Source organism: Lentzea sp. NPDC058450, from assembly GCF_042721395.1.
Taxonomy (GTDB): domain Bacteria; phylum Actinomycetota; class Actinomycetes; order Mycobacteriales; family Pseudonocardiaceae; genus Lentzea.
In genome coordinates, this window is record NZ_JBHXLO010000008.1 from 85,779 (window position 1) to 104,470 (window position 18,692).

Below are 18,692 nucleotides of genomic sequence, written 5' to 3' on the forward strand. Positions count from 1 at the left end.
ACACGATGGCCATACCTCCTGACAGGGCGTACCCACCTGGACTCACCCCGTAGGTGGTGCGGTGGAGGATGATCACGTGGTGAAGATCCAGCTGCTCGACGACGCCCGCGAAGCCGTCGAACCCGTGCTGCGGCGCAGGGTCGGCCTGTTGCCGCCGACCCTGCGCGAGCGCGCGGTCCACCACTTCGGCTGGGACGTCCCCGGCAGCGGCACCGGCAAGGCCGTCCGCCCCGCCCTCGTCCTCGCCACCGCCCGCGCCCTCGGCGCCGACGAGCACCGCGCCCTCACCGTCGCCGCGGCCGTCGAGCTGGTCCACAACTTCACCCTGATCCACGACGACGTGCACGACCAGGACGCGGAACGCCACGGCCGTCCGGCGCTCTGGACGGTCTGCGGCACGTCGGAGGCCCTGCTCGTCGGCAACGCCCTGCTGGCGGCCGGGATCCAGACCCTGTCCGGGCACAAGGGCGCGGGCCTGCTCGCGGGCTGCGCGGTCGACCTGTGCGAGGGCCAGAGCCTCGACATCGAGTTCGAGAGCCGCGCGGACGTGAGCCTGGAGGACTGCTTGCGGATGTCGGTGGGCAAGACCGGCGTCCTGATCGGCACCGCCTGCTCCCTCACCGCCCTCAACGCGGGCGCGGACACCGCCGCCTTCCGCGCGTTCCACGACTTCGGCACGGAACTCGGCATCGCCTTCCAGTTCGCCAACGACCTGCTCGGCATCTGGGGCGACGAGCGCGCGACCGGCAAGCCCACCGGCTCCGACCTCGCCCGCCTCAAGAAGACCCTGCCGGTGATCCGCGCGCTCCGGTCGGGGACCGAGGCGGGCACGCGGCTCGCCGAGCTGTACGCACGCGGCGTCGAGCTCGACCCCGCGCAGACCCGTGAGGCGGCCGAACTGGTCGCGCGGACGGGCGCGCGGGAGTGGGCGGAGGCCGAGATCCACCGCCGCGTCGACCTCGCGCTCACGTCCGTGCAGCCGTACGAAACGCCCGAACTGACCACCCTCGCGAAGCTCGCCTTCGCCTACTACCGGTCCCTGAACAGCGCGGACTCTTAGCTGTTGTGGAAGCCGCACTACACCCTGCCGCCGCGGACCCGGTGAGATGGACGGCATGCGCACAGCCGAGGCCGCCGACGAGATCCAGGTGGAGGACGGTGGGCGCCGCGTGGTCGTCATCGCGGGCCGCGTGTGCCTGCCGGTCTCCGCGGGCGTCACGGACGAGCAGGCGCTGACCCTCGCGAGGGCCGGCACGACGGCGTGGCACCTCCTCCGCACGTGCGCGCACATGCGGCCGGACGAGTCGATCGTGGTGCACGACGCGATGAGCGAGGTCGGCGCTATCGCGGTTCAGCTCGCTCGTGGGTTCGCGGCCGGCCGGGTCATCGCGACCGAGTCCACTCAGGCCCGCCGCAGGCAGGCCGTCCGGCTCGGTGCGGACGTGGCCGTCGACTCCAATCGAGACGGTCTGACTGCACGATTGGTCGCCGCGAACGAGGGTGAACAGGTCGACGTGGCGCTCGATCCCGGTGGTGCGCTGGGGTCCTCGCTGGACGCCCTCGCGCCGTTCGGCAGGGTCGTCTGCTACGGCCCTGACCAGGACGAATCCATCAAGCTGACCGGTCTGCTGAGCGGGTCGCGGGCGATCATCGGATTTCGCTTCGACGACACTCTCGACCAGCCGGAAATGGTCGCCAGGGCTGTCAGTGAGCTGTTCGGGTTGACCTCGGCTGGGCGATTGCGTCCGATGGCGGACAGCTAGTACTCGTTGGTAACAAGCCGATAAGGGGACCCATGAGGACCGTGTTCACGACCTGCCCGCTCTGCGAAGCCACGTGCGGGCTGGAACTGACGGTCGAGGGCGACCGCATCACGAAGGTGCGCGGCGACCGGGAGGACGAGTTCAGCAAGGGGTTCCTCTGCCCCAAGGGCGCCTCGCTCGGCACGCTCGACGCCGACCCGGACCGGCTGCGCGCCCCGATGGTCAAGCGCGACGGCGAGTTCCACGAGGTCACCTGGGAGGAGGCGTTCGCGTACGTCGACGAACGCCTGAAGGACTTCCCGGACCGCAACGCCGTCGCCATGTACCTCGGCAACCCCGTCGCGCACTCGCTCGCCGGCGGCCTCTACGCCGGACCGCTGCGCAAGGCGCTCGGCAGCCGCAACATCTTCTCCGCCAGCACCGTCGACCAGATGCCCAAGCACGTCCAGGTCGGCCACATGTTCGGCGGCATCTTCTCGATCCCCGTGCCCGACATCGACCGCACCGACTTCATGCTGGTGCTGGGCGCCGACCCGTTCGCGTCCAACGGCAGCCTGTGGACGGTGCCGGACGCGCCTGGCCGCTTCAAGGCGTTGCAGAAGCGCGGCGGCAGGTTCGTCGTGGTCGACCCGCGCCGCAGTCGCACGGCGGCAGCGGCGGACCAGCACGTCGTGATCCGGCCGGGCACCGACGTGTTCCTGCTGCTGGCGTTGATCCACGAACTGTTCGCGCAGGACCTGGTGAACCTCAGGGACCTCGCCGATCACGTCACCGACCACCTCCCGATCCGCGCGCACGTCGAGTCGTTCAGCCCCGAGGCCGTCGCGGACCGCACCGGCATCGACGCGGCCACGATCCGTTCGCTGGCAAGGCAACTCGCCGACGCGGACCGGGCCGCCGTCTACGGCCGCATCGGCACGACGACCGTCGAGTTCGGCACGGTCGCGTCCTGGGCGGTCGACGTCCTCAACGTCCTCACCGGCAACCTCGACCGGCCCGGCGGCATGATGTGGCCGCTGCCCGCGCACCTGAACCGCGGCAAGGGCAGCGGCAAGGGGTTCACCGTCGGCCGTTGGCACAGCCGCGTCGCGGGCCACCCCGAGGTGATGGGGGAGTACCCGGCCGTCACGCTGGTCGACGAGATCGAGACGCCCGGCGACGGCCAGGTGCGCGCGCTGTTCACGATCGGCGGCAACCCCGCGCTGTCGTTGCCGAACTCCGCCCGCGTGACCACCGCGCTGTCCTCTTTGGACTTCATGGTCAGCGTCGACCCCTACCTCAACGAGACCACCCGGCACGCCGACGTCATCCTGCCGACGCCGCCGCCGTCCCGCCGCGTCCACTACGACATCGCGTTCCTCAACCACACCGTGCGCAACGTCGTGAAGTACTCGCGCGCCGCGATCCCGTTGGAAGAAGGCAGGGTCGACGAGACGGACATCTTCTTCCGCCTCATCACGATCTTCTCCGGCATGGGCCCGGCCGCCGACCTCGACGCCATCGCGGAGTTCCAGCTGAACGACCTGAAGAAGAAGGCCGGCGTCGACTTCGAACCGGACGGCGAGACGCGCGAGGAACGCCTGCTGGACCTCAAGCTCCGCACCGGCGCGTACGGCGTGAGCCTCCAGCAGTTGCTGGACAACCCGCACGGCATAGACCTCGGCTCGCTCACCCCGCGCCTGCCGGAGATCCTCCGCACGCCGTCGGGCAAGGTCGAGCTCACCCCGCAGCCGATCGTGGACGACCTGCCGCGCGTGCGGGAGGCGCTCGGCACGTCCGAGACCGACCTGGTCCTCGTCGGCCGCCGGCACCTGCGCACCAACAACTCCTGGATGCACAACGTGCCCGCGCTGGTGAAGGGCAAGCCGTTGTGCACGCTCCTGGTCAACCCCGGCGACGCCGACCGGCTCGGCCTCGCCGACGGCAAACCCGCCCAGGTCACCTCGCGCGTCGGTGAGGTCGAGGTGCTGGTCGAGGTCACCGACGACATCGCGCCCGGCGTCGTGTCGATGCCGCACGGCTGGGGGCACGACCAGCCCGGCACCCGGCTCACCGTCGCGAGCGAGCACGCCGGGGTGAACGTGAACCTGCTGACCGACGACCTCCGCCTCGACCCGCTCTCGGGCACCGCCGTCCTGAACGGCACCCGCGTGCAGGTCGTGCCCGCCTGAAGAACCCCTCAGCGCCTCTAGGAGCCGCCATGACCGCCGGAGTCACCAGCCCGAACGCGGTGCAAGCCGTCCGCCGGATAGCCGACCTGCCGTTCCTCGCGGAGCAGGCGTACGGCGACGCGGTGGCGTGGCGGTTCAAGCGGGACGGGCAGTGGCACGAGCAGACCTACGCCGAGGTCGCCGAGGTGGTGCTGGACCTCGCGTCCGGGTTCGTCCACGCCGGACTGAAGGCGGGCGACCGGGTCTGCGTGCTCGCGAACACCCGTCCGGAGTGGACGGCCGTCGAGCTCGCGGTGCTCGCGGCGGGCGGCATCGTCGTGCCGATCTACCCGTCGAGCACCTCCGAGGAGATCGCCTGGGTCGTCGGCGACTCCGGCGCGTCGATCGTGGTGGCGGAGAACGAGGAGCAGTGCGTCAAGGTCGAGGTCGTCGCGCCCGAGCTCCCCGAGCTGCGCACGGTCTTCTCGATCGACCCGGCCGGTGACCGCCCGCGCGTCGCCGAGGTCCAGGACTCCGGCCGCACCTCCCCGCTCGCCGACGTGCTGGACTCCCGCCGCGCGGCGATCAGGCCCGAGGACCCGAGCCTGATCATCTACACCTCGGGCACCACCGGCCCGCCCAAGGGCTGCGTGCTGACCAACGCCAACTGGGTCGCGCTTTGCCGAGTCGCGGAGCAGGCCCGCATCGACGCGATGACCGGCGTCGTCTACCTGTTCCTGCCGCTGGCGCACGTCTTCGCGCAGATCATCATGTTCGGCACGATGTACCGGGGCGGCGCGCTCGCGTACTTCGGCGGCGACATGAAGGCGATCGTGCCGGAGCTCGCCGAGGTCAAGCCGACGTTCCTGCCGTCAGTGCCGCGGATCTTCGAGAAGATCTACACGTTCGTCACCTCCAGCGTGCCCGCGGAACAGCTCGCGCAGGCCGTCCAGCTCGGCCTGGAGGTGCGTCGCCGGCGTGCTGCCGGCGAGCCGGTGCCCGCCGAGATGGCGGCCGCGTTCGCGCAGGTCGACGCGTTGTTCGCGAACGTCCGCGGTGCGTTCGGCGGCAGGCTCGTGCAGGCGCTGTCCGGTGCCGCGCCGATCTCCCGCGAGGTGCTCCAGTTCTTCCACGCGGCCGGCGTCCCGGTGCTGGAGGGCTACGGCATGACCGAGTCCACGGCCGTCGGCACGATCAACACCCTGCACGCGTTCAAGCTCGGCTCCGTCGGCGCGTCCGGCATCGCGGGCCTGGAGATGAAGGTGGCCGAGGACGGCGAGCTGCTCATGCGCGGCCCGCACGTCTTCGCGGGCTACTGGCGCAACGAGGAGGCCACCGCGGCCACGTTGCAGGACGGCTGGCTGCACACCGGCGACCTGGGCGAGATCGACGAGGACGGCTTCGTCACGATCACCGGCCGCAAGAAGGACATCATCATCACCGCGGGCGGCAAGAACATCGCGCCGGCCAACGTGGAGAACGTGCTGCGCCAGTCCCGCTGGATCTCGCACGCCGTGCTGTTCGGCGACCGCAAGCCGTACTGCGTGGCGCTGATCACACTCGACGCCGACGAGATCGGGCCGTGGGCCGCCCAGCGTGACTTGCCGTCCGACCTCGAATCGTTGGTGGGTCACCCGGACGTGCGAACGCTCATCCAGGAAGTCGTTGACGAAGCGAACTCGCACTTCGCCAGTGTTTCCCAGGTGAAGAAGTTCGTGCTGCTCACCCGTGATCTGTCCCAGGAGGAAGGGGAGCTCACCCCCACGTTGAAGGTCAAACGGAACGTGGTGCACCGAGTTCACTCTGAGTTGTACGAAGGGCTCTACGAGTAACCCGTACGTACGAGAAATCCAAAAACAGGTACATCCACCCTGGCGCATTTGTTCCGGTCAGGGCAGAGTGGGACACCAAGCGGCGCTAGGCCCCCTCCCCCCTCGGGCCCAGCCGCTTCGCGGCCCCGGCTCAAGGCGTACTCCCCCCAGACGCCCAGCCGGGGCCGCCTTGCATTTCGGGACCTGTGTCCTGCTCGGGTCACTTTGTTTCGAAACTTCTCGTTTTGAAACAAAGTGACCCGTTGTCAATTCACCACTACTTGCGGGGAGGAGTGGTCGTACCGCGCACGATGAGTTGCGTCTCGGCCACTATCTGCGGCACCTCGGTGTTGTCCGAGTCGAGCCAGTCGAGCAACAGGTTCACCGCCGTGCGTCCCGCCTGGGCGACCGGCATGGCGACCGTCGTCAACGCGGGGGAGCAGAGCGACGCGTAGGTGAGGTCGTCGAACCCGGTCACCGACACGTCCCCCGGCACCGAGATGCCCCGGTCGCGCAGCCGCGCCAGCACGCCCAGCGCCATGATGTCGTTGTAGGCGACGATCGCCGTCGTGTCGGCCGCCACCGCGAGGTCCGCCGCCTGCAGGCCGCCCTCGTAGCGCGGCGCGAACGGCCCGAGGTCGACCAGGTCCACCTCGTGCTTCGCGACGGCCTTCATCAGCCCGCGCCGGCGTTCCTGGTTCGACCACGACGTGCGCGGCCCGTTGAGGTAGGCGATCCGGTGGTGCCCGAGCGCCACGAGGTGGTCGATGATCGCGTGCATGCCGCCCGCCGAGTCCATCAACGCGGCGGGCACGCCGGGCAGCCGCCGGTTGAGCAGCACCAGCGACGTGGCCCCGGCCATCTCGTAGATCTGCGAGTCCTCCAGGCCGGGCGCGCACAGCACCACGCCGTCGACCTGCTTGGCCATCGCGTGCACGAGCTTGGCCTCGGTGACCGGGTCCTCGTCGCTGTCCGCCACGAACACCGCGTAGTCGGCCTGCACGGCCCGCGCCTGCACGGCCTTCAGCACGCCGGTGAAGAACGGGTTGTCGAGGTCTGGCACGACGATGCCGATGTTGCCCGTCTTGCCCGTGATGAGCCCGCGCGCGGCCCTGTTCGGCTGGTAGCCGAGCTCGGTCGCGGCGGCCAGCACACGTGATCTGGTCTCCGGCCGCACCAGCTCCGGCGACGTCAGCGCACGCGAAACGGTGGCGACCGACACGTGCGCCCTGCGGGCCACGTCGCGGATCGTGACTGCCACTTGTACCTCACCCTCACCAGCCGGTTGAAACAATCATGACGGGTCCGAGGTCAGGCCGGGTCCTTGAGTCTGGTGACGAGCTGGGTCGGGTTCACGAACCGCAGCGCCACCACCAGCAGCACCAGCATCGATCCCGTGTAGATCACCGCCATCGAGTCGACCATCTGCTGCGGCCTGATCCCCGCCGACGACATGGCCTCGTACAGCGACACCACCAGGGTCTGGCTGGTCGGGCCCGCCGTGAGGAACGTCAGCTCGAACATGCCCACCGTCCTCACCAGCACCAGGATCGACGCCGCCAGCACACCAGGAACCAGCAACGGTGCCAGGACGCGTGTGAAGAGGGCGAACGTCGACGCCCCGCACATCCGCGCCGCCGCCTCGACCTTCGTGTCGATCTGCTCGATGAACGGCGTCATCGTCAGCACCACGAACGGCACCGCTGGCACGAGGTTCGCCGCGATCACACCCGCCATGCTGCCCGCCAACCCGAACTTGTAGAGCACCGTGGCGAGCGGGATGCCGTACGTCATCGGTGGCATCAGGATCGGCAGCAGGAACAGCACGCTCAGCAGCTTCTTGCCGGGGAAGTCGCGGCGGGCCAGCGCGTACGCCGCCGGCACTCCGATGAGGACGGAGACGACGACGACGGACAGCGCCACCTGGAACGTCACCACCAGCACGTCCAGCAGCCGGTAGTCGCGCCACGCCTCGCCGTACCACTGGCCGGTGTAGCCGTCGGGCAGCCACGTGGCGAACCACGTCTCCGCGAACGAGTTCGTCACGACCGCGCCGACGACACCGAGCAGGTTCAGCAGGAAGAACGCCAGAGCGCCCCACGTCAGCCACACCAGGGGCCTCATCCCTTGCCTCCCGTCGCACCGCGGTACAGGGTCGTGCGCCAGACCAGCACCACGCCGATGACGGCCAGCATCACCAGCGCCATCAGCATCGCGATCGCCGAACCCAGCGCGAAGTCGTTGTCCCGCAACGCGGTCTCGTACGCGGCGATCGACATCACGTGCGTCTCGCCCACCGGGTCGCCGACCATCACCGCCGACGGGAACACGCTGAACGCCAGCACGAAGCTCAGGCAGAACGTCACCGCGAGACCGGGTGCGAGCAGCGGCATGGTGATCGACCGGAACCGCTGCCGCCGCGACGCGCCCAGCGTCGCCGCGGCCTGTTCCAGTGTCGGGTCGATGCCGGACAGGTACGACAGCGTCAGCAGGAACGCGAACGGGAACCCGGTGATGACCAGGCTGAACAGCACGCCCCAGTAGTTGTGGGTGAGCCTCGCCGGCTCGTCCGCGCCGAGCGCGAGCCAGACGCGGTTGAACCAGCCGGTGGGGCCGAAGAACGCGAGCAGGCCCTCGGCCGTCAGCACGGTGCCGAGCGTGATCGGCACGACCAGCACCGTCGTGAGCGCCCGCTTGCCCCGAAACCGCCCGCGCATCCGGAACGCGATCGGGATCGACGCCAGCACGTTCACCAGCGCGGCCGGGAGCCCGAGCCGGAGCGTGATCCACACCGTCTCGGCCAGGTAGGGGTCGGAGAAGAACGTGACGTAGTTCTGGAACGGGTTGCCGCCGCCCTTGGGCTGGAATGACAGCTGCAACCCGTACAGGAACGGGTAGACGAACAGCAGCACCACGAACACCGCGCCCGGCAGCAGCAGCCAGAGCACCCGGTCGACGCCCTTCTCGGCGAGCCGGTGCCGCACCGCCACGGCCGTCACGAGAACACCAGCACGCGCTCGACCGGCACCTTCGCCGCGATCGTGTCGCCCGGCGCCAGCCGGGAGGCCGTCCGGAGGTGCAACCGGGTGCCGTCGCGCAGCCGTGCCTCGACCGCCTGCTCCCGGCCGTGGTACTCGACGATCTCGACCACGGCTTCGAGCGTGTTCTCGCCGGACCCGTCCAGCACGAAGTCCTCCGGCCGCACCGCCGCCACGGCCTGGGTCCCAAGCACCTCGCGCTTCACGCCGACGAGCCGCACGCCGTCTCCGGTGTGGACGGTCGCGCGCTCGCCGTCCTGGGAGTCGACGGTCACCGGGATCAGGTTGCGATACCCCATGAACGCCGCCACGTACCGGTTCGCCGGGTGCGCGTACACCTCCTCCGGCGACCCGACCTGCTGCACCTCGCCCAGCCGCAGCACCACCAGACGGTCGGCGAGGGCCAGCGCCTCCTCCTGGTCGTGCGTGACGTAGACGGTGGTGAGCCCGAGCGACTGGTGCAGCCGGCGGATCTCCGTGCGCATCTCCAGCCGCAGCGAGGCGTCCAGGTTGGACAGTGGCTCGTCCATCAGCACCAGCGGCGGTTCGAGCACGATCGCACGGGCGATCGCGACCCGTTGCTGCTGGCCGCCGGACAGCTGCGCCGGGAACTTGTGCTGGTGCTCCTCCAGCTGCACGAGCCGCACGGCGTCGTCCACGCGCCGGGCGATCTCGGCCTTCGCCAGCCGTCGCATCGTGAGCCCGAACGCGATGTTGCGCCGCACCGACATGTGCGGGAACAGCGCGTAGTTCTGGAACACCATGCCGAAGCCGCGTTTCTCGGGTGGCAGATCGTCGATCCGCCGCCCGTCCAGGGTGATCCGGCCGCCGGTCAGCGGCAGCAGGCCCGCCAGGCAGTTCAGCGCCGTCGACTTCCCGCAGCCCGACGGCCCGAGCAGCGCCACGAACTCGCCGCCCTTGATCGTGAGATCCATGTCCCGCAACGCGACGGTGTCCCCGAACGCGCGCCGCACGTGGTCCAGGTGCAGCTCGGCGAACCTCATTTCCTGCCGATCTCGCGGTCCCACCGCTGGAACGCCTTCACCTGCTGCGCGGCCGGCAGCGACTGCTCCTTCGGGTTCTTCTCGATCAGCGCGTCGTACTCGGGCCGGCCGAACTTCGCGATGGCGTCCCGCGACTCCTGCGGCGCCATGTCGAGCGTGACGCCCTTGACCGCCGGGCCGGGGTAGAAGTAGCCCTTGTCGTAGGCCTTCGCCTGCTGCTGCGGCTCCAGCATGAACCTGATCAGCGCGAGGTTCGCCGACAGCACGTCCGCGGACACGCCCTTGGGGATCACGGCGTAGTGCGCGTCCGTGACCCAGTGGAAGTCCTTGAAGGTCGCGATCTTCATGCCGTCCGGCACGGTGCCGAGCACGCGCGGGTTGATGTCCCAGCCGGTGGTCGAGGCGACCATCCACGACGTGCCGTTCGCGAGGTTCTTCATGACGTCCGTCGTGCCGCCGGGGTAGTTGTCGACGTACTGCCCGAGCTCCTCGAGATACGCCCAGGTCTTGTCCCAGCCGTTCTCCGGGTCCTTGGGATCCTTGTCCCCCAACAGGTACGGCAGCCCCATCAGGAACGTCCGGCCGGGCCCGGAGTTCGCGGGCCGCGCGTACTGGAACTTCCCGGGGTTCGCGCGCGCCCACGCCAGCAGGTCGGCGGGGGAGCTCGGCGGCGACGGCACCTTCGCCGGGTCGTACTCCAGCAGCGGCCCCGCCGGGTAGTAGGTGATCGCGACGCCCTGGTTCTGCGCGAGCTTCTGCATTTCGTTCGCGGCGGGCAAGTACACGTCTTCGAGCTTCGGCAGCCTCGCCGAATATTCGGGGAGCAGCGGATGAACCAGTTTCTGGTCGATCACGCTCGCGAGCCCGTCGGTGCCGGTGAGCACGAGGTGGGTCTGCGAGGTGCCCGAGTTCTGCTCGGCCTTGAGCTTGCCGGGCATGTCCGGCGCGGTCGCCTTGGTGGCGTTCACCTTCGACACGACGTCGGGGTGCGACCGCACGAAATCGTCGATCATGCCCTGCGTGAGCTGCAGGTTGCCGGCCACGTCGAGCACGTTCAGCTCGACCGGTTTCGAGGGCTTGTCCGGGACGGCGGTGGGTGCGTCCTGCGCCTGCGGGACCTCCGGCGCACCGCACGCGGTGACGACCAACAGGGTGGGGATGACGAGCTGCAACTTCCTTGTCCAGCGCATCTCACGGCTCCCTAACTGACTCTGGACCTGGCGCGCGAAAACGTTTACGGTTTTTCTGTAACACCAGTACACCCGCCGCCGGGTCGAACGCAACGCCGCCGCCGCACATCCCGTTCCCAACGAAAGTGGGAGGCTTCTGTGGCACCCCGTTCACGGCGGTTGCCGGCGAGAACCGGCATCCTGGCCACCGCGCTCGCGGTGGCGGTGAGCTCGCTCGTCTCCGCCACTCCGCAGGCCGTCGCCGCGGATGTCCTGCTGTCCCAAGGCAAACCGGCGACCGAGTCGGCGTCCGGTGGCGCGAACTACGCGCCGCGCAACGCCGTCGACGGCGACTCGTCGACGCGCTGGGCCAGCAAGTCGAACACTGACCCCGCCTGGATCCGGGTGGATCTCGGCACGTCCGCGACCATCAGCAGGGTCCGGTTGCTGTGGGACCTCTCGTGCGCCAAGGCCTATCGCGTCGAGACGTCCGAGAACGACTCGGCGTGGACTGCTGTTCACACGACCGCCGACGGCAAGGGCGGCGTCGAGGACCTGACGGTCTCGGGTCGTGGCCGGTACGTCCGCGTCTACGGCACCACGCGCTGCCGCACGGGTTCCTCGTACGGCTACTCGTTGCAGGAGTTCCAGGTGTTCGGCACCACCGGCCCCGCTGACGCCGAACCTCCTTCGGCGCCAACGAACCTCGTCGCCTCGGACGTGCGCTCGGACTCGGCGAAGCTGACCTGGCAGCCGTCGACCGACAACGTCGCGGTGACGTCGTACGAGATCTACAACCTGGGCCAGTTCGTGAAGTCCGTGCCCGCCACCACCTCCACGGTGATGGAGGGCCTGAAGCCGAACACCACCTACGGCTTCTACGTCAACGCGAAGGACGCGGCGGGCAACATCTCGCAGGCCTCCAACACGGTGGAGTTCAGGACCCCGCCGGCCCAGGAGGACCCGATCCCGCCGACCGCACCGAAGAACCTGCGTTCCACCGGCGTCACGGCGAACTCCGTCTCACTGGCCTGGGACCCGTCGACCGACAACGTCGGCGTGACGCGCTACGAGATCTACAGCGGTGGTACCAAGATCGGTGACTCGACCACGACGTCCGCCGTGATCGGCGGCCTGAAGGCCAACACCGAGTACAAGTTCACCGCCAAGGCCTTCGACGCCGTCGGCAACACCTCACCCGCGTCGAACGAACTGACCGCGCGCACGAGGTCCGGCGGCGACCAGGTCGGTGCCGTCACGCAGATCGCGACCGACAACGACGTCCCGTGGGGCCTCGCGTTCCTGCCGAACGGCGACGGCGTCTACTCCCGCCGCGACGCGCAGGACATCGTCCGGATCACCCCGTCCGGCACGAAGACCACGCTGGGCAAGGTCCCCGGCGTCTCCGGCACCAACGGCGAGGGCGGCCTGCTCGGCATCGAGCTCTCGCCGACGTTCGCCACCGACGGCCTGATCTACGTCTACCACACGGCTTCCGGCGACAACCGGATCGTGCGCGCCAAGGTCGAGGGCAACTCCCTCACCGGCTGGACGACGTTGCTGACCGGCATCCCGCGCAACAAGTTCCACAACGGCGGCCGCCTGCGCTTCGGCGCCGACGGCAAGCTCTACGCGGGCACCGGCGACGGCCAGAACGGCGCCAACGCCCAGGACAAGCAGAACCTCGGCGGCAAGGTGCTGCGCCTCAACCCGGACGGCACGGCGCCGTCCGACAACCCGTTCTTCGGCGAGGGCGGCAACGCGCGCTACGTCTGGACCTACGGCCACCGCAACGTCCAGGGCCTCGCCGTGGACTCGCAGGGCCTCCTGTGGCAGGCGGAACTCGGCAACTCGAACATGGACGAGGTCAACCTGCTGCAGAAGGGCGGCAACTACGGCTGGCCGTCGTGCGAGGGCACCTCGGGTTCGTGCGGCGGTTACGTGGCCCCGAAGAAGACCTTCTCGGTCGGCTCCGCCTCGCCGTCGGGCCTCGCGATCGTGAACGACGTGCTGTTCCTCGCCGCGTTGCGCGGCGAACGCCTGTACCGCATGCAGATCAGCGGCTCGTCCGTCGGCACGACGACGTCGCACTTCCAGGGCACCTACGGCAGGCTCCGCACCCCGGAACCCGCGCCGGACGGCTCGCTGTGGGTCACGACGTCCAACGGGGACAAGGACTCCACGGCGGGCAACAGCTCCACGAGGATTCTGAAGGTGGCGCTCAACTAGTGCGGCGCAGGCCGTCCAGCAACAGGGCGATCAACCGGCGCGGGTCGTAGCGAGGATCGTCGTCCCGTCCGATGCACAGGTTGCCGATCCCGCGCATCAGCTCGACCGGCCGCACGTCGACCCGGATCTCCCCGGCGTCGGCGGCGGCCGTCAGCAACTCCTCGCACACCGGCCCGAGCCGGTCGAGGAAGTACGCGTGCAACGACTGGAACCCGCTGCTGTCCGACTGCATCGCGCCGGCCAGCCCGTGCTTGGTCACCAGGAAGTCGACGAACAGGTCGATCCAAGAACGCAAAGCCGCGAAGGCGGAGTCCGAAGTGGACAGCAGTGCGGGGCCGGCCTCCGCGCACGCCTCCACCTGGTGCCGGTAGACGGCCACGACGAGGTCCGCGCGGGTGGGGAAGTGGCGGTAGATCGTGCCCATGCCGACGCCCGCCGCGGTGGCGATCTCGCGGATGGGCGCGTCGACGCCGGACCGGACGAACACCTCGGCCGCCGCGGCGAGCAGCGTCTGCTCGTTGCGCACGGCATCGGCTCGCTTGCGTGGTGGCACGCGCGCACTCCCCTCGTGAGCGGTTGACAAAGCGGAACAGTGCTCCGTATCGTTCCGGAACGTCGCTCCGCTTCAGTCGGAGAGCGTACCCGAAGGGAACCAGATGACCGTCTTCACGGTGAGCCCCGTCGTCCTCGAGATCCCCGGCAGGCCCGTTGACCTGCAGGTGAAGGTCTCCGCGCCGACCGAGGGCACCGACCTGCCGATCCTGTTGCTCTCGCACGGCCAGGGCTACTCGAACCACCTGTCCTCGCTCAACGGCTACGCGCCGCTCGCGAACCACTGGGCCGAGCAGGGCTTCGTGGTGCTCCAGCCGACGCACCTGAGCAGCCGCAGCCTGAACCTGCCCGCGACCACGCCCGGCGCGCCGCTGTTCTGGCGTTCCCGCGCCGAGGACATGTCCGCGATCCTCGACCGCCTCGACGAGATCGAGAAGGCCGTGCCGCAGCTGCAAAGCCGGTGGAACCGGGCCAAGGTCGCCGTCGTGGGTCACTCCATGGGCGGCCACACCGCGAGCCTGCTGCTGGGCATGCGCACGGAGAACACCAGCCTCAAGGACGAGCGGATCACGGCGGGGGTGCTGCTCGGCTCGACCGGCCGCGGCGACGCCGTCACCGACGTGGTGAAGGAGAACTACCCCTTCATGCAGAGCACGGACTTCAGCGAGATGACCACGCCCGCGCTGGTCGTCGCCGGGGACGCCGACGCGTCCGCGCACCTCACCACCATGGGCCCGGACTGGCACGCCGACCCGTACCACCTCGCGCCCGGCGAGAAGGTGCTGCTCACGCTGTTCGGCGCCGAGCACGGGTTCGGCGGCGTCAGCGGGTACGACGTCGCCGAGACCACGGACGAGAGCCCGGAGCGCGTCGCGGACGTGCAACGCCTCACCACGGCGTACCTGCGCACGCAGCTGCACGGCACCGACGACTGGGCCAAGGCCGAGGTCACGAACGGCCGCGTCGAGTCCAAGTAGTCAGTGCGCGTTCGGTTCGGGGTTGCGCCCCGGCCGTGACAGGAACTCGAAGTCGCAGCCCTCGTCGGCCTGCGTGATGTGCTCGTAGTACAAAGCGCCGTACCCGCGTTCGAACTTCGGCGGCGGCGTCGTCCACGCGTCCCGGCGACGCGTCATCTCCTCGTCGGAGATCTCCACGCGCAACACCCGCGCCTCGACGTCCAGCGTCACGAGGTCGCCGTCGCGCACCAACGCCAGCGGCCCGCCGATGTGCGCCTCTGGCGCCACGTGCAGAACGCAGGCGCCGTAAGAAGTTCCGCTCATCCGCGCGTCCGACACGCGCACCATGTCCCGGACGCCCTCGCGCAGCAGCTTGTCCGGAATGGGCAGCATCCCGTACTCAGGCATGCCGGGCCCGCCCTTGGGCCCGCCACCGGCCAGCACGATCACCGAGTCCTTCGTGACGTCCAGCGACGGCGAGTTGATCCGTGCCTGCAAGTCCTTGTACCCGTGGAAGACCACGGCGGGCCCGGTGTGCCTCCACAACGCGGGATCAGCCGCCACGTACTTGATCACCGCACCGTCCGGAGCCAGATTGCCCCGCAGCACAGCCAGCCCGCCCTCGGCGGAGATCGGGTCGTCCACCTCACGGATCACCGAGGAGTCGTGCACCTCCGCGCCTTCGAGGTCCTCGCCGAACGTCCGGCCGGTCACCGTGATCCGCTTGAGGTGCAACGACTCCCGCAACCGCGACAGCAACCCGCGCAGCCCGCCCGCGTAGTAGAAGTCCTCCATCAGGTGCGTCCCGGCGGGCTGAACCGAGGCCAGCACAGGGGTTTCCCGCGACAACCGGTCGAAGTCGTCCAGCGTCAACGGGATCTGCGACCGCCCGGCCATCGCGATCAGGTGGATGTACGAGTTCGTGGACCCGCCGAGCGCCAGCACGGTCCTGATCGCGTCCTCGTACGCCTCGGCCGACAGCACGTCGCCGATCGTCAGCCCCTCGCGCACCATCTCGACCACGCGCATCCCGGACGCGGCCGCCATCCGGTGGTGCGCCGAGTCGACGGCCGGAATCGACGACGCCCCGGGCAACGTCAGCCCCAGCGCCTCCGCCGCGGCCGTCATCGTCGACGCCGTGCCCATCGTCATGCACGTGCCGGGGGAGCGGGCCAGCCCGGACTGGATCTCCGCCCAGGCCTCCGCCGAGATCGTGCCGGCCCGCTTCTCGTCCCAGAACCGCCACATGTCCGTGCCGGACGCGAGCTGCTCGCCGCGCCAGTGCCCGCGCAACATCGGCCCGGCGGGCACGAACACCGTCGGCAGGCCTGCGGACGCCGCCCCCATCAGCAACGCGGGCGTCGTCTTGTCGCACCCGCCCATCAGCACGCACCCGTCGACGGGGTAGGACCGCAGGATCTCCTCGGTCTCCATCGAGAGCATGTTCCGGTACAGCATCGGCGTCGGCTTCTGGTACGTCTCCGACAGCGTCGAAACGGGGAACTCCAACGGAAAGCCGCCGGCCTCCCACACCCCGCGCTCGACCTGCTGCGCCCGTTCCCGCAGGTGCATGTGGCACGGGTTGATCCCGCTCCACGTGTTCAGGATCGCGATCACCGGCTTGCCGAGGTGCTCGACCGAGTTCACGCCGAGCTGCCGCATGCGCGCGTTGTGGGAGAACGCCCGCAGCCCCTCGCCCTCGAACCACTCCGAGCTGCGCAGCCTCACACGAGGCTCCACGAGTTCAGCAGCACACCCACCGCCGACCGATCGGCGTCTGACAACACCGAGGCAGGCGGCCGCACGTCCCGGCGGCACAACCCCAGCTGTGCCAACGCTTCCTTGACCACCGACACGTTGTTCGCGGACTCGTGCACCGCCCGCAGCTCCTCGAACCCGCGGAGGAACTCCCAGAACTCCATCGCCGCGCCGAACTCACCCGCCCGCAGGCACCGGAACATCTGCACCGACAGCTGCGGCGCCACGTTCGCGAGCCCGGAGGTGAACCCGGTGGCCCCGACCGCGAAGTACCCCGGCGCGGACAGCTCGGCGAGCCCCGCGATCCACGTCAGCCGCTCCAGTCCGGCGTCCCGCGCCACCGACGCGAACCGGACGGGATCCGGCACCGCGTACTTCACGCCGACGACGTTCGGGCACGCGTCGGCCAGCGCCGCGATCTGCGCCCCGCCGATCCGCGGGTTCCGCACGTACAACACGACGCTCAGCTCCGGTACCGCGGACGCGACGGCCCGGTGGTAGTCCACCCACCCGTCCAACGACACGTACGGGTGCACCGGCTGGTGGATCATGATCCCGGAAGCCCCGGCCCGGTCAGCGAACCGAGCCGACGCCACTGCGGACGCCACGTCATGTCCGACCCCGGCGACCACGGCCGCGCGGCCCCCGACCGTGTCGACGGTGATCTCCACGGCGCGTTCGGTCTCGGCCGCGGACAGCGTGTAGAACTCGCTCGTGTTGCCGTTCGGCGTGACGACCGAGATCCCGCCGTCGGCCATCCGGTCCAGGACGGCCGCGTAGCTCTTCTCGTCCACGGCCCCGTCGGCGTCGAACGGCGTGACGGTGATCGCCACGACGGACGCCAGCTGCTCGGTCAGGTCATCGAACGACATCGGGAAGCTCCTCGGCGAGTCGGTCGGCGAAGGTCCGCAGGTGGCGGCGCAGCAGGTCGGCCGCGGCCTCGCCGTGGCCCTCCTCGGCGGTGACGAGGATCGCCCGGTGCTCGGCGGCCTCCGCCTCCCACGTCGGGCGCAGCCCCCAGCCGGCGGCGGTGACGAGCGCGGCCTGGTCGTGCAGGCCGTCGAGCAGGGAGACCAGCAACGGGTTGCCGCAGCCCGCGTACAGCGCGCGGTGGAACCGGCGGTTGGCGAGGTTGCGCACCGCCAGGTCCTCGGTGTCGTCCAGCGCCGCCCTGGCCTCGGCGAAGTCGGCCCCGAGGGCAACGGCCCTGCTCAGCGCCTCGGGTTCGAGCAGCAGTCGCACGTCGTAGACGGACGCGGCCATGGCGGCGTCGACCGTGCGGACCGTCGCCCCCTTGTACGGGCTCATCACGACGAGCCCCGACCCGGCGAGCGTCTTGAGCGCCTCGCGCACGGGCGTCTTCGAGACGGCGAGAGAGGAGGCGAGATCACTTTCGACGAGCGCCTGACCCGGCCTCAGTTTTCCATAAAGAATCGCTTCTTTGATCGATTCCAGAACAAAGTCGGTCCGGGACGCCGGAAGGGCTCCAGCCCGGTCATACATCATATATGAGAGCGTAGGTGCAGGTAGAAGGCCGGTCAACCGTCTTGTGTGGGCTGCGCAACGTCCCTGTATCTGGTTTGAACCAACTTCCTCGACGGCTCGTTTTGAAGGTGTTGGTCACCGCAGTACGCGGGACTGGAGAAGGAGAAATTTGAGTGCATCGTTCCGCGTAACCGTGTCCGTAGCCGCGTCCGCCAGCGCTTGGCACCGAACGTCCTGGGCACCAACGAGTTGAACGAGAACGACATGCTGATGGAAGAACTGCCACCGGAGGCCGCGCTCGACGGGCCTCCACCGAACATGGACCACCTGTTGCAACGCACGCTCGGGTCGGTCCGCGAAGAGAGACAACAGGCCGTGCGCCGCCGTGGGCGCATCACGGCCCTGTCGTCGACCCTGATGGTCGCCGGCGTCCTCGCCGGAGGCGTCTGGATGGGCCAGGGCATGGGGGTCGGCGGCACCACCGACGCGGTCCTGCAGGGGACCTCGGCGGCGGGTGCGCACATGGCCGTGCAGGTCACCGACACCGAGGGCGGGCTGAGGCTGGTCGCCACCGTCGCCGGGATGCAGGACGGGGAAGCCTGCTGGCTGGTCGTGCACACGAAGGACGGCCGCACCTTCACCGCGGGCTCCTGGAGGGCGCACGAGGGTGAAGTGACGCTGAACGGGTCCGCGCTGGTGCGGGCAGGGGACGTCGCCGGGGTCAGCGTCGTCAACCACGATCGCCTTCCGCTGGTGACCGCGAAGTAGCGGCGTGGC

Annotated in this window: 16 protein-coding genes; 7 read left to right on the plus strand and 9 right to left on the minus strand. The window is 69.6% G+C overall.

From position 1 onward, the window contains the following. Nucleotides 1-61 precede the first annotated feature (61 nt). Genes ACFWNN_RS15120 through ACFWNN_RS15135 form a run of 4 tightly spaced genes read left to right on the plus strand, consistent with a single transcriptional unit; the run spans nt 62 to nt 5,745 of the window. Nucleotides 62-1,060, plus strand: coding sequence for a polyprenyl synthetase family protein (locus tag ACFWNN_RS15120; RefSeq protein ID WP_382440485.1), 999 nt, complete (start codon nt 62-64; stop codon nt 1,058-1,060). Nucleotides 1,061-1,115: 55 nt separating this feature from the next. Further along, nucleotides 1,116-1,763 carry a zinc-binding dehydrogenase gene (locus tag ACFWNN_RS15125; RefSeq protein ID WP_382440486.1) on the plus strand — a complete coding sequence of 216 codons (648 nt, stop codon included), beginning with the start codon at nt 1,116-1,118 and terminating at the stop codon, nt 1,761-1,763. A gap of 32 nt (nt 1,764-1,795) precedes the next feature. Next, on the plus strand, nt 1,796-3,934 hold the full coding sequence (locus ACFWNN_RS15130) for a molybdopterin-dependent oxidoreductase (protein WP_382440487.1): 2,139 nt from the start codon (nt 1,796-1,798) through the stop codon (nt 3,932-3,934). A 29-nt stretch (nt 3,935-3,963) separates the two neighbouring features. Next, a complete protein-coding gene (locus ACFWNN_RS15135) occupies nt 3,964-5,745 on the plus strand; it encodes an AMP-dependent synthetase/ligase (protein WP_382440488.1) in 1,782 nt (593 codons plus the stop codon). A 256-nt stretch (nt 5,746-6,001) separates the two neighbouring features. On the opposite strand, the gene ACFWNN_RS15140 is transcribed toward ACFWNN_RS15135, so the two are convergent. Genes ACFWNN_RS15140 through ACFWNN_RS15160 form a run of 5 tightly spaced genes read right to left on the minus strand, consistent with a single transcriptional unit; the run spans nt 6,002 to nt 10,956 of the window. Then, nucleotides 6,002-6,985, minus strand: coding sequence for a LacI family DNA-binding transcriptional regulator (locus ACFWNN_RS15140; protein ID WP_382440489.1), 984 nt, complete (start codon nt 6,983-6,985; stop codon nt 6,002-6,004). A gap of 50 nt (nt 6,986-7,035) precedes the next feature. Continuing rightward, nucleotides 7,036-7,848, minus strand: coding sequence for an ABC transporter permease (locus tag ACFWNN_RS15145; RefSeq protein ID WP_382440490.1), 813 nt, complete (start codon nt 7,846-7,848; stop codon nt 7,036-7,038). Next, on the minus strand, nt 7,845-8,723 hold the full coding sequence (locus ACFWNN_RS15150) for an ABC transporter permease (RefSeq protein ID WP_382440491.1): 879 nt from the start codon (nt 8,721-8,723) through the stop codon (nt 7,845-7,847). Before ACFWNN_RS15150 ends, ACFWNN_RS15145 begins: the two co-directional genes overlap by 4 nt. Next, the gene (locus tag ACFWNN_RS15155) at nt 8,720-9,766 is read right to left on the minus strand and encodes an ABC transporter ATP-binding protein (protein WP_382440492.1); all 1,047 of its coding nucleotides are present in this window, start codon (nt 9,764-9,766) and stop codon (nt 8,720-8,722) included. The genes ACFWNN_RS15150 and ACFWNN_RS15155 overlap by 4 nt, the downstream gene beginning before the upstream one ends. Further along, the gene (locus tag ACFWNN_RS15160) at nt 9,763-10,956 is read right to left on the minus strand and encodes an extracellular solute-binding protein (protein WP_382440493.1); all 1,194 of its coding nucleotides are present in this window, start codon (nt 10,954-10,956) and stop codon (nt 9,763-9,765) included. The genes ACFWNN_RS15155 and ACFWNN_RS15160 overlap by 4 nt, the downstream gene beginning before the upstream one ends. 138 nt (nt 10,957-11,094) lie before the next feature. Here ACFWNN_RS15160 and ACFWNN_RS15165 point away from each other — a divergent pair, with 138 nt between their 5' ends. Beyond that, nucleotides 11,095-13,164, plus strand: coding sequence for a PQQ-dependent sugar dehydrogenase (locus tag ACFWNN_RS15165; protein ID WP_382440494.1), 2,070 nt, complete (start codon nt 11,095-11,097; stop codon nt 13,162-13,164). Here the strand turns inward: ACFWNN_RS15165 and ACFWNN_RS15170 are convergent. After that, entirely contained in the window at nt 13,157-13,717 is a 561-nt protein-coding gene (locus ACFWNN_RS15170) for a TetR/AcrR family transcriptional regulator (RefSeq protein ID WP_382440495.1), read from the minus strand. The genes ACFWNN_RS15165 and ACFWNN_RS15170 overlap by 8 nt on opposite strands. Nucleotides 13,718-13,820: 103 nt before the next feature. On the opposite strand from ACFWNN_RS15170, the gene ACFWNN_RS15175 reads away from it, so the two are divergent. Continuing rightward, entirely contained in the window at nt 13,821-14,693 is an 873-nt protein-coding gene (locus ACFWNN_RS15175; protein WP_382440496.1) for an alpha/beta hydrolase family protein, read from the plus strand. Here ACFWNN_RS15175 and araD read toward each other — a convergent pair whose 3' ends face one another. Genes araD through ACFWNN_RS15190 form a run of 3 tightly spaced genes read right to left on the minus strand, consistent with a single transcriptional unit; the run spans nt 14,694 to nt 17,933 of the window. Beyond that, on the minus strand, nt 14,694-16,400 hold the full coding sequence (gene araD / locus ACFWNN_RS15180; protein ID WP_382440497.1) for an L-arabinonate dehydratase: 1,707 nt from the start codon (nt 16,398-16,400) through the stop codon (nt 14,694-14,696). After that, nucleotides 16,397-17,302, minus strand: a complete 906-nt coding sequence (locus ACFWNN_RS15185) for a dihydrodipicolinate synthase family protein (RefSeq protein ID WP_382440498.1) — start codon at nt 17,300-17,302, stop codon at nt 16,397-16,399. Before ACFWNN_RS15185 ends, araD begins: the two co-directional genes overlap by 4 nt. After that, the gene (locus ACFWNN_RS15190) at nt 17,289-17,933 is read right to left on the minus strand and encodes a GntR family transcriptional regulator (RefSeq protein WP_382440703.1); all 645 of its coding nucleotides are present in this window, start codon (nt 17,931-17,933) and stop codon (nt 17,289-17,291) included. The genes ACFWNN_RS15185 and ACFWNN_RS15190 overlap by 14 nt, the downstream gene beginning before the upstream one ends. A 246-nt stretch (nt 17,934-18,179) precedes the next feature. Here ACFWNN_RS15190 and ACFWNN_RS15195 point away from each other — a divergent pair, with 246 nt between their 5' ends. Continuing rightward, entirely contained in the window at nt 18,180-18,683 is a 504-nt protein-coding gene (locus tag ACFWNN_RS15195) for an anti-sigma factor (RefSeq protein ID WP_382440499.1), read from the plus strand. Nucleotides 18,684-18,692: the final 9 nt, after the last annotated feature.

Bases quoted from the DNA above. Each gene is read 5' to 3' on its own strand.
- ACFWNN_RS15125 (WP_382440486.1), top strand. From the start codon at position 1,116: ATGCGCACAGCCGAGGCCGCCGACGAGATCCAGGTGGAGGACGGTGGG.
- ACFWNN_RS15130 (WP_382440487.1), top strand. From the start codon at position 1,796: ATGAGGACCGTGTTCACGACCTGCCCGCTCTGCGAAGCCACGTGCGGG.
- ACFWNN_RS15135 (WP_382440488.1), top strand. From the start codon at position 3,964: ATGACCGCCGGAGTCACCAGCCCGAACGCGGTGCAAGCCGTCCGCCGG.
- ACFWNN_RS15145 (WP_382440490.1), bottom strand. From the start codon at position 7,848: ATGAGGCCCCTGGTGTGGCTGACGTGGGGCGCTCTGGCGTTCTTCCTG.
- ACFWNN_RS15155 (WP_382440492.1), bottom strand. From the start codon at position 9,766: ATGAGGTTCGCCGAGCTGCACCTGGACCACGTGCGGCGCGCGTTCGGG.
- ACFWNN_RS15160 (WP_382440493.1), bottom strand. From the start codon at position 10,956: ATGCGCTGGACAAGGAAGTTGCAGCTCGTCATCCCCACCCTGTTGGTC.
- ACFWNN_RS15175 (WP_382440496.1), top strand. From the start codon at position 13,821: ATGACCGTCTTCACGGTGAGCCCCGTCGTCCTCGAGATCCCCGGCAGG.
- ACFWNN_RS15185 (WP_382440498.1), bottom strand. From the start codon at position 17,302: ATGTCGTTCGATGACCTGACCGAGCAGCTGGCGTCCGTCGTGGCGATC.
- ACFWNN_RS15190 (WP_382440703.1), bottom strand. From the start codon at position 17,933: ATGTATGACCGGGCTGGAGCCCTTCCGGCGTCCCGGACCGACTTTGTT.
- ACFWNN_RS15195 (WP_382440499.1), top strand. From the start codon at position 18,180: ATGCTGATGGAAGAACTGCCACCGGAGGCCGCGCTCGACGGGCCTCCA.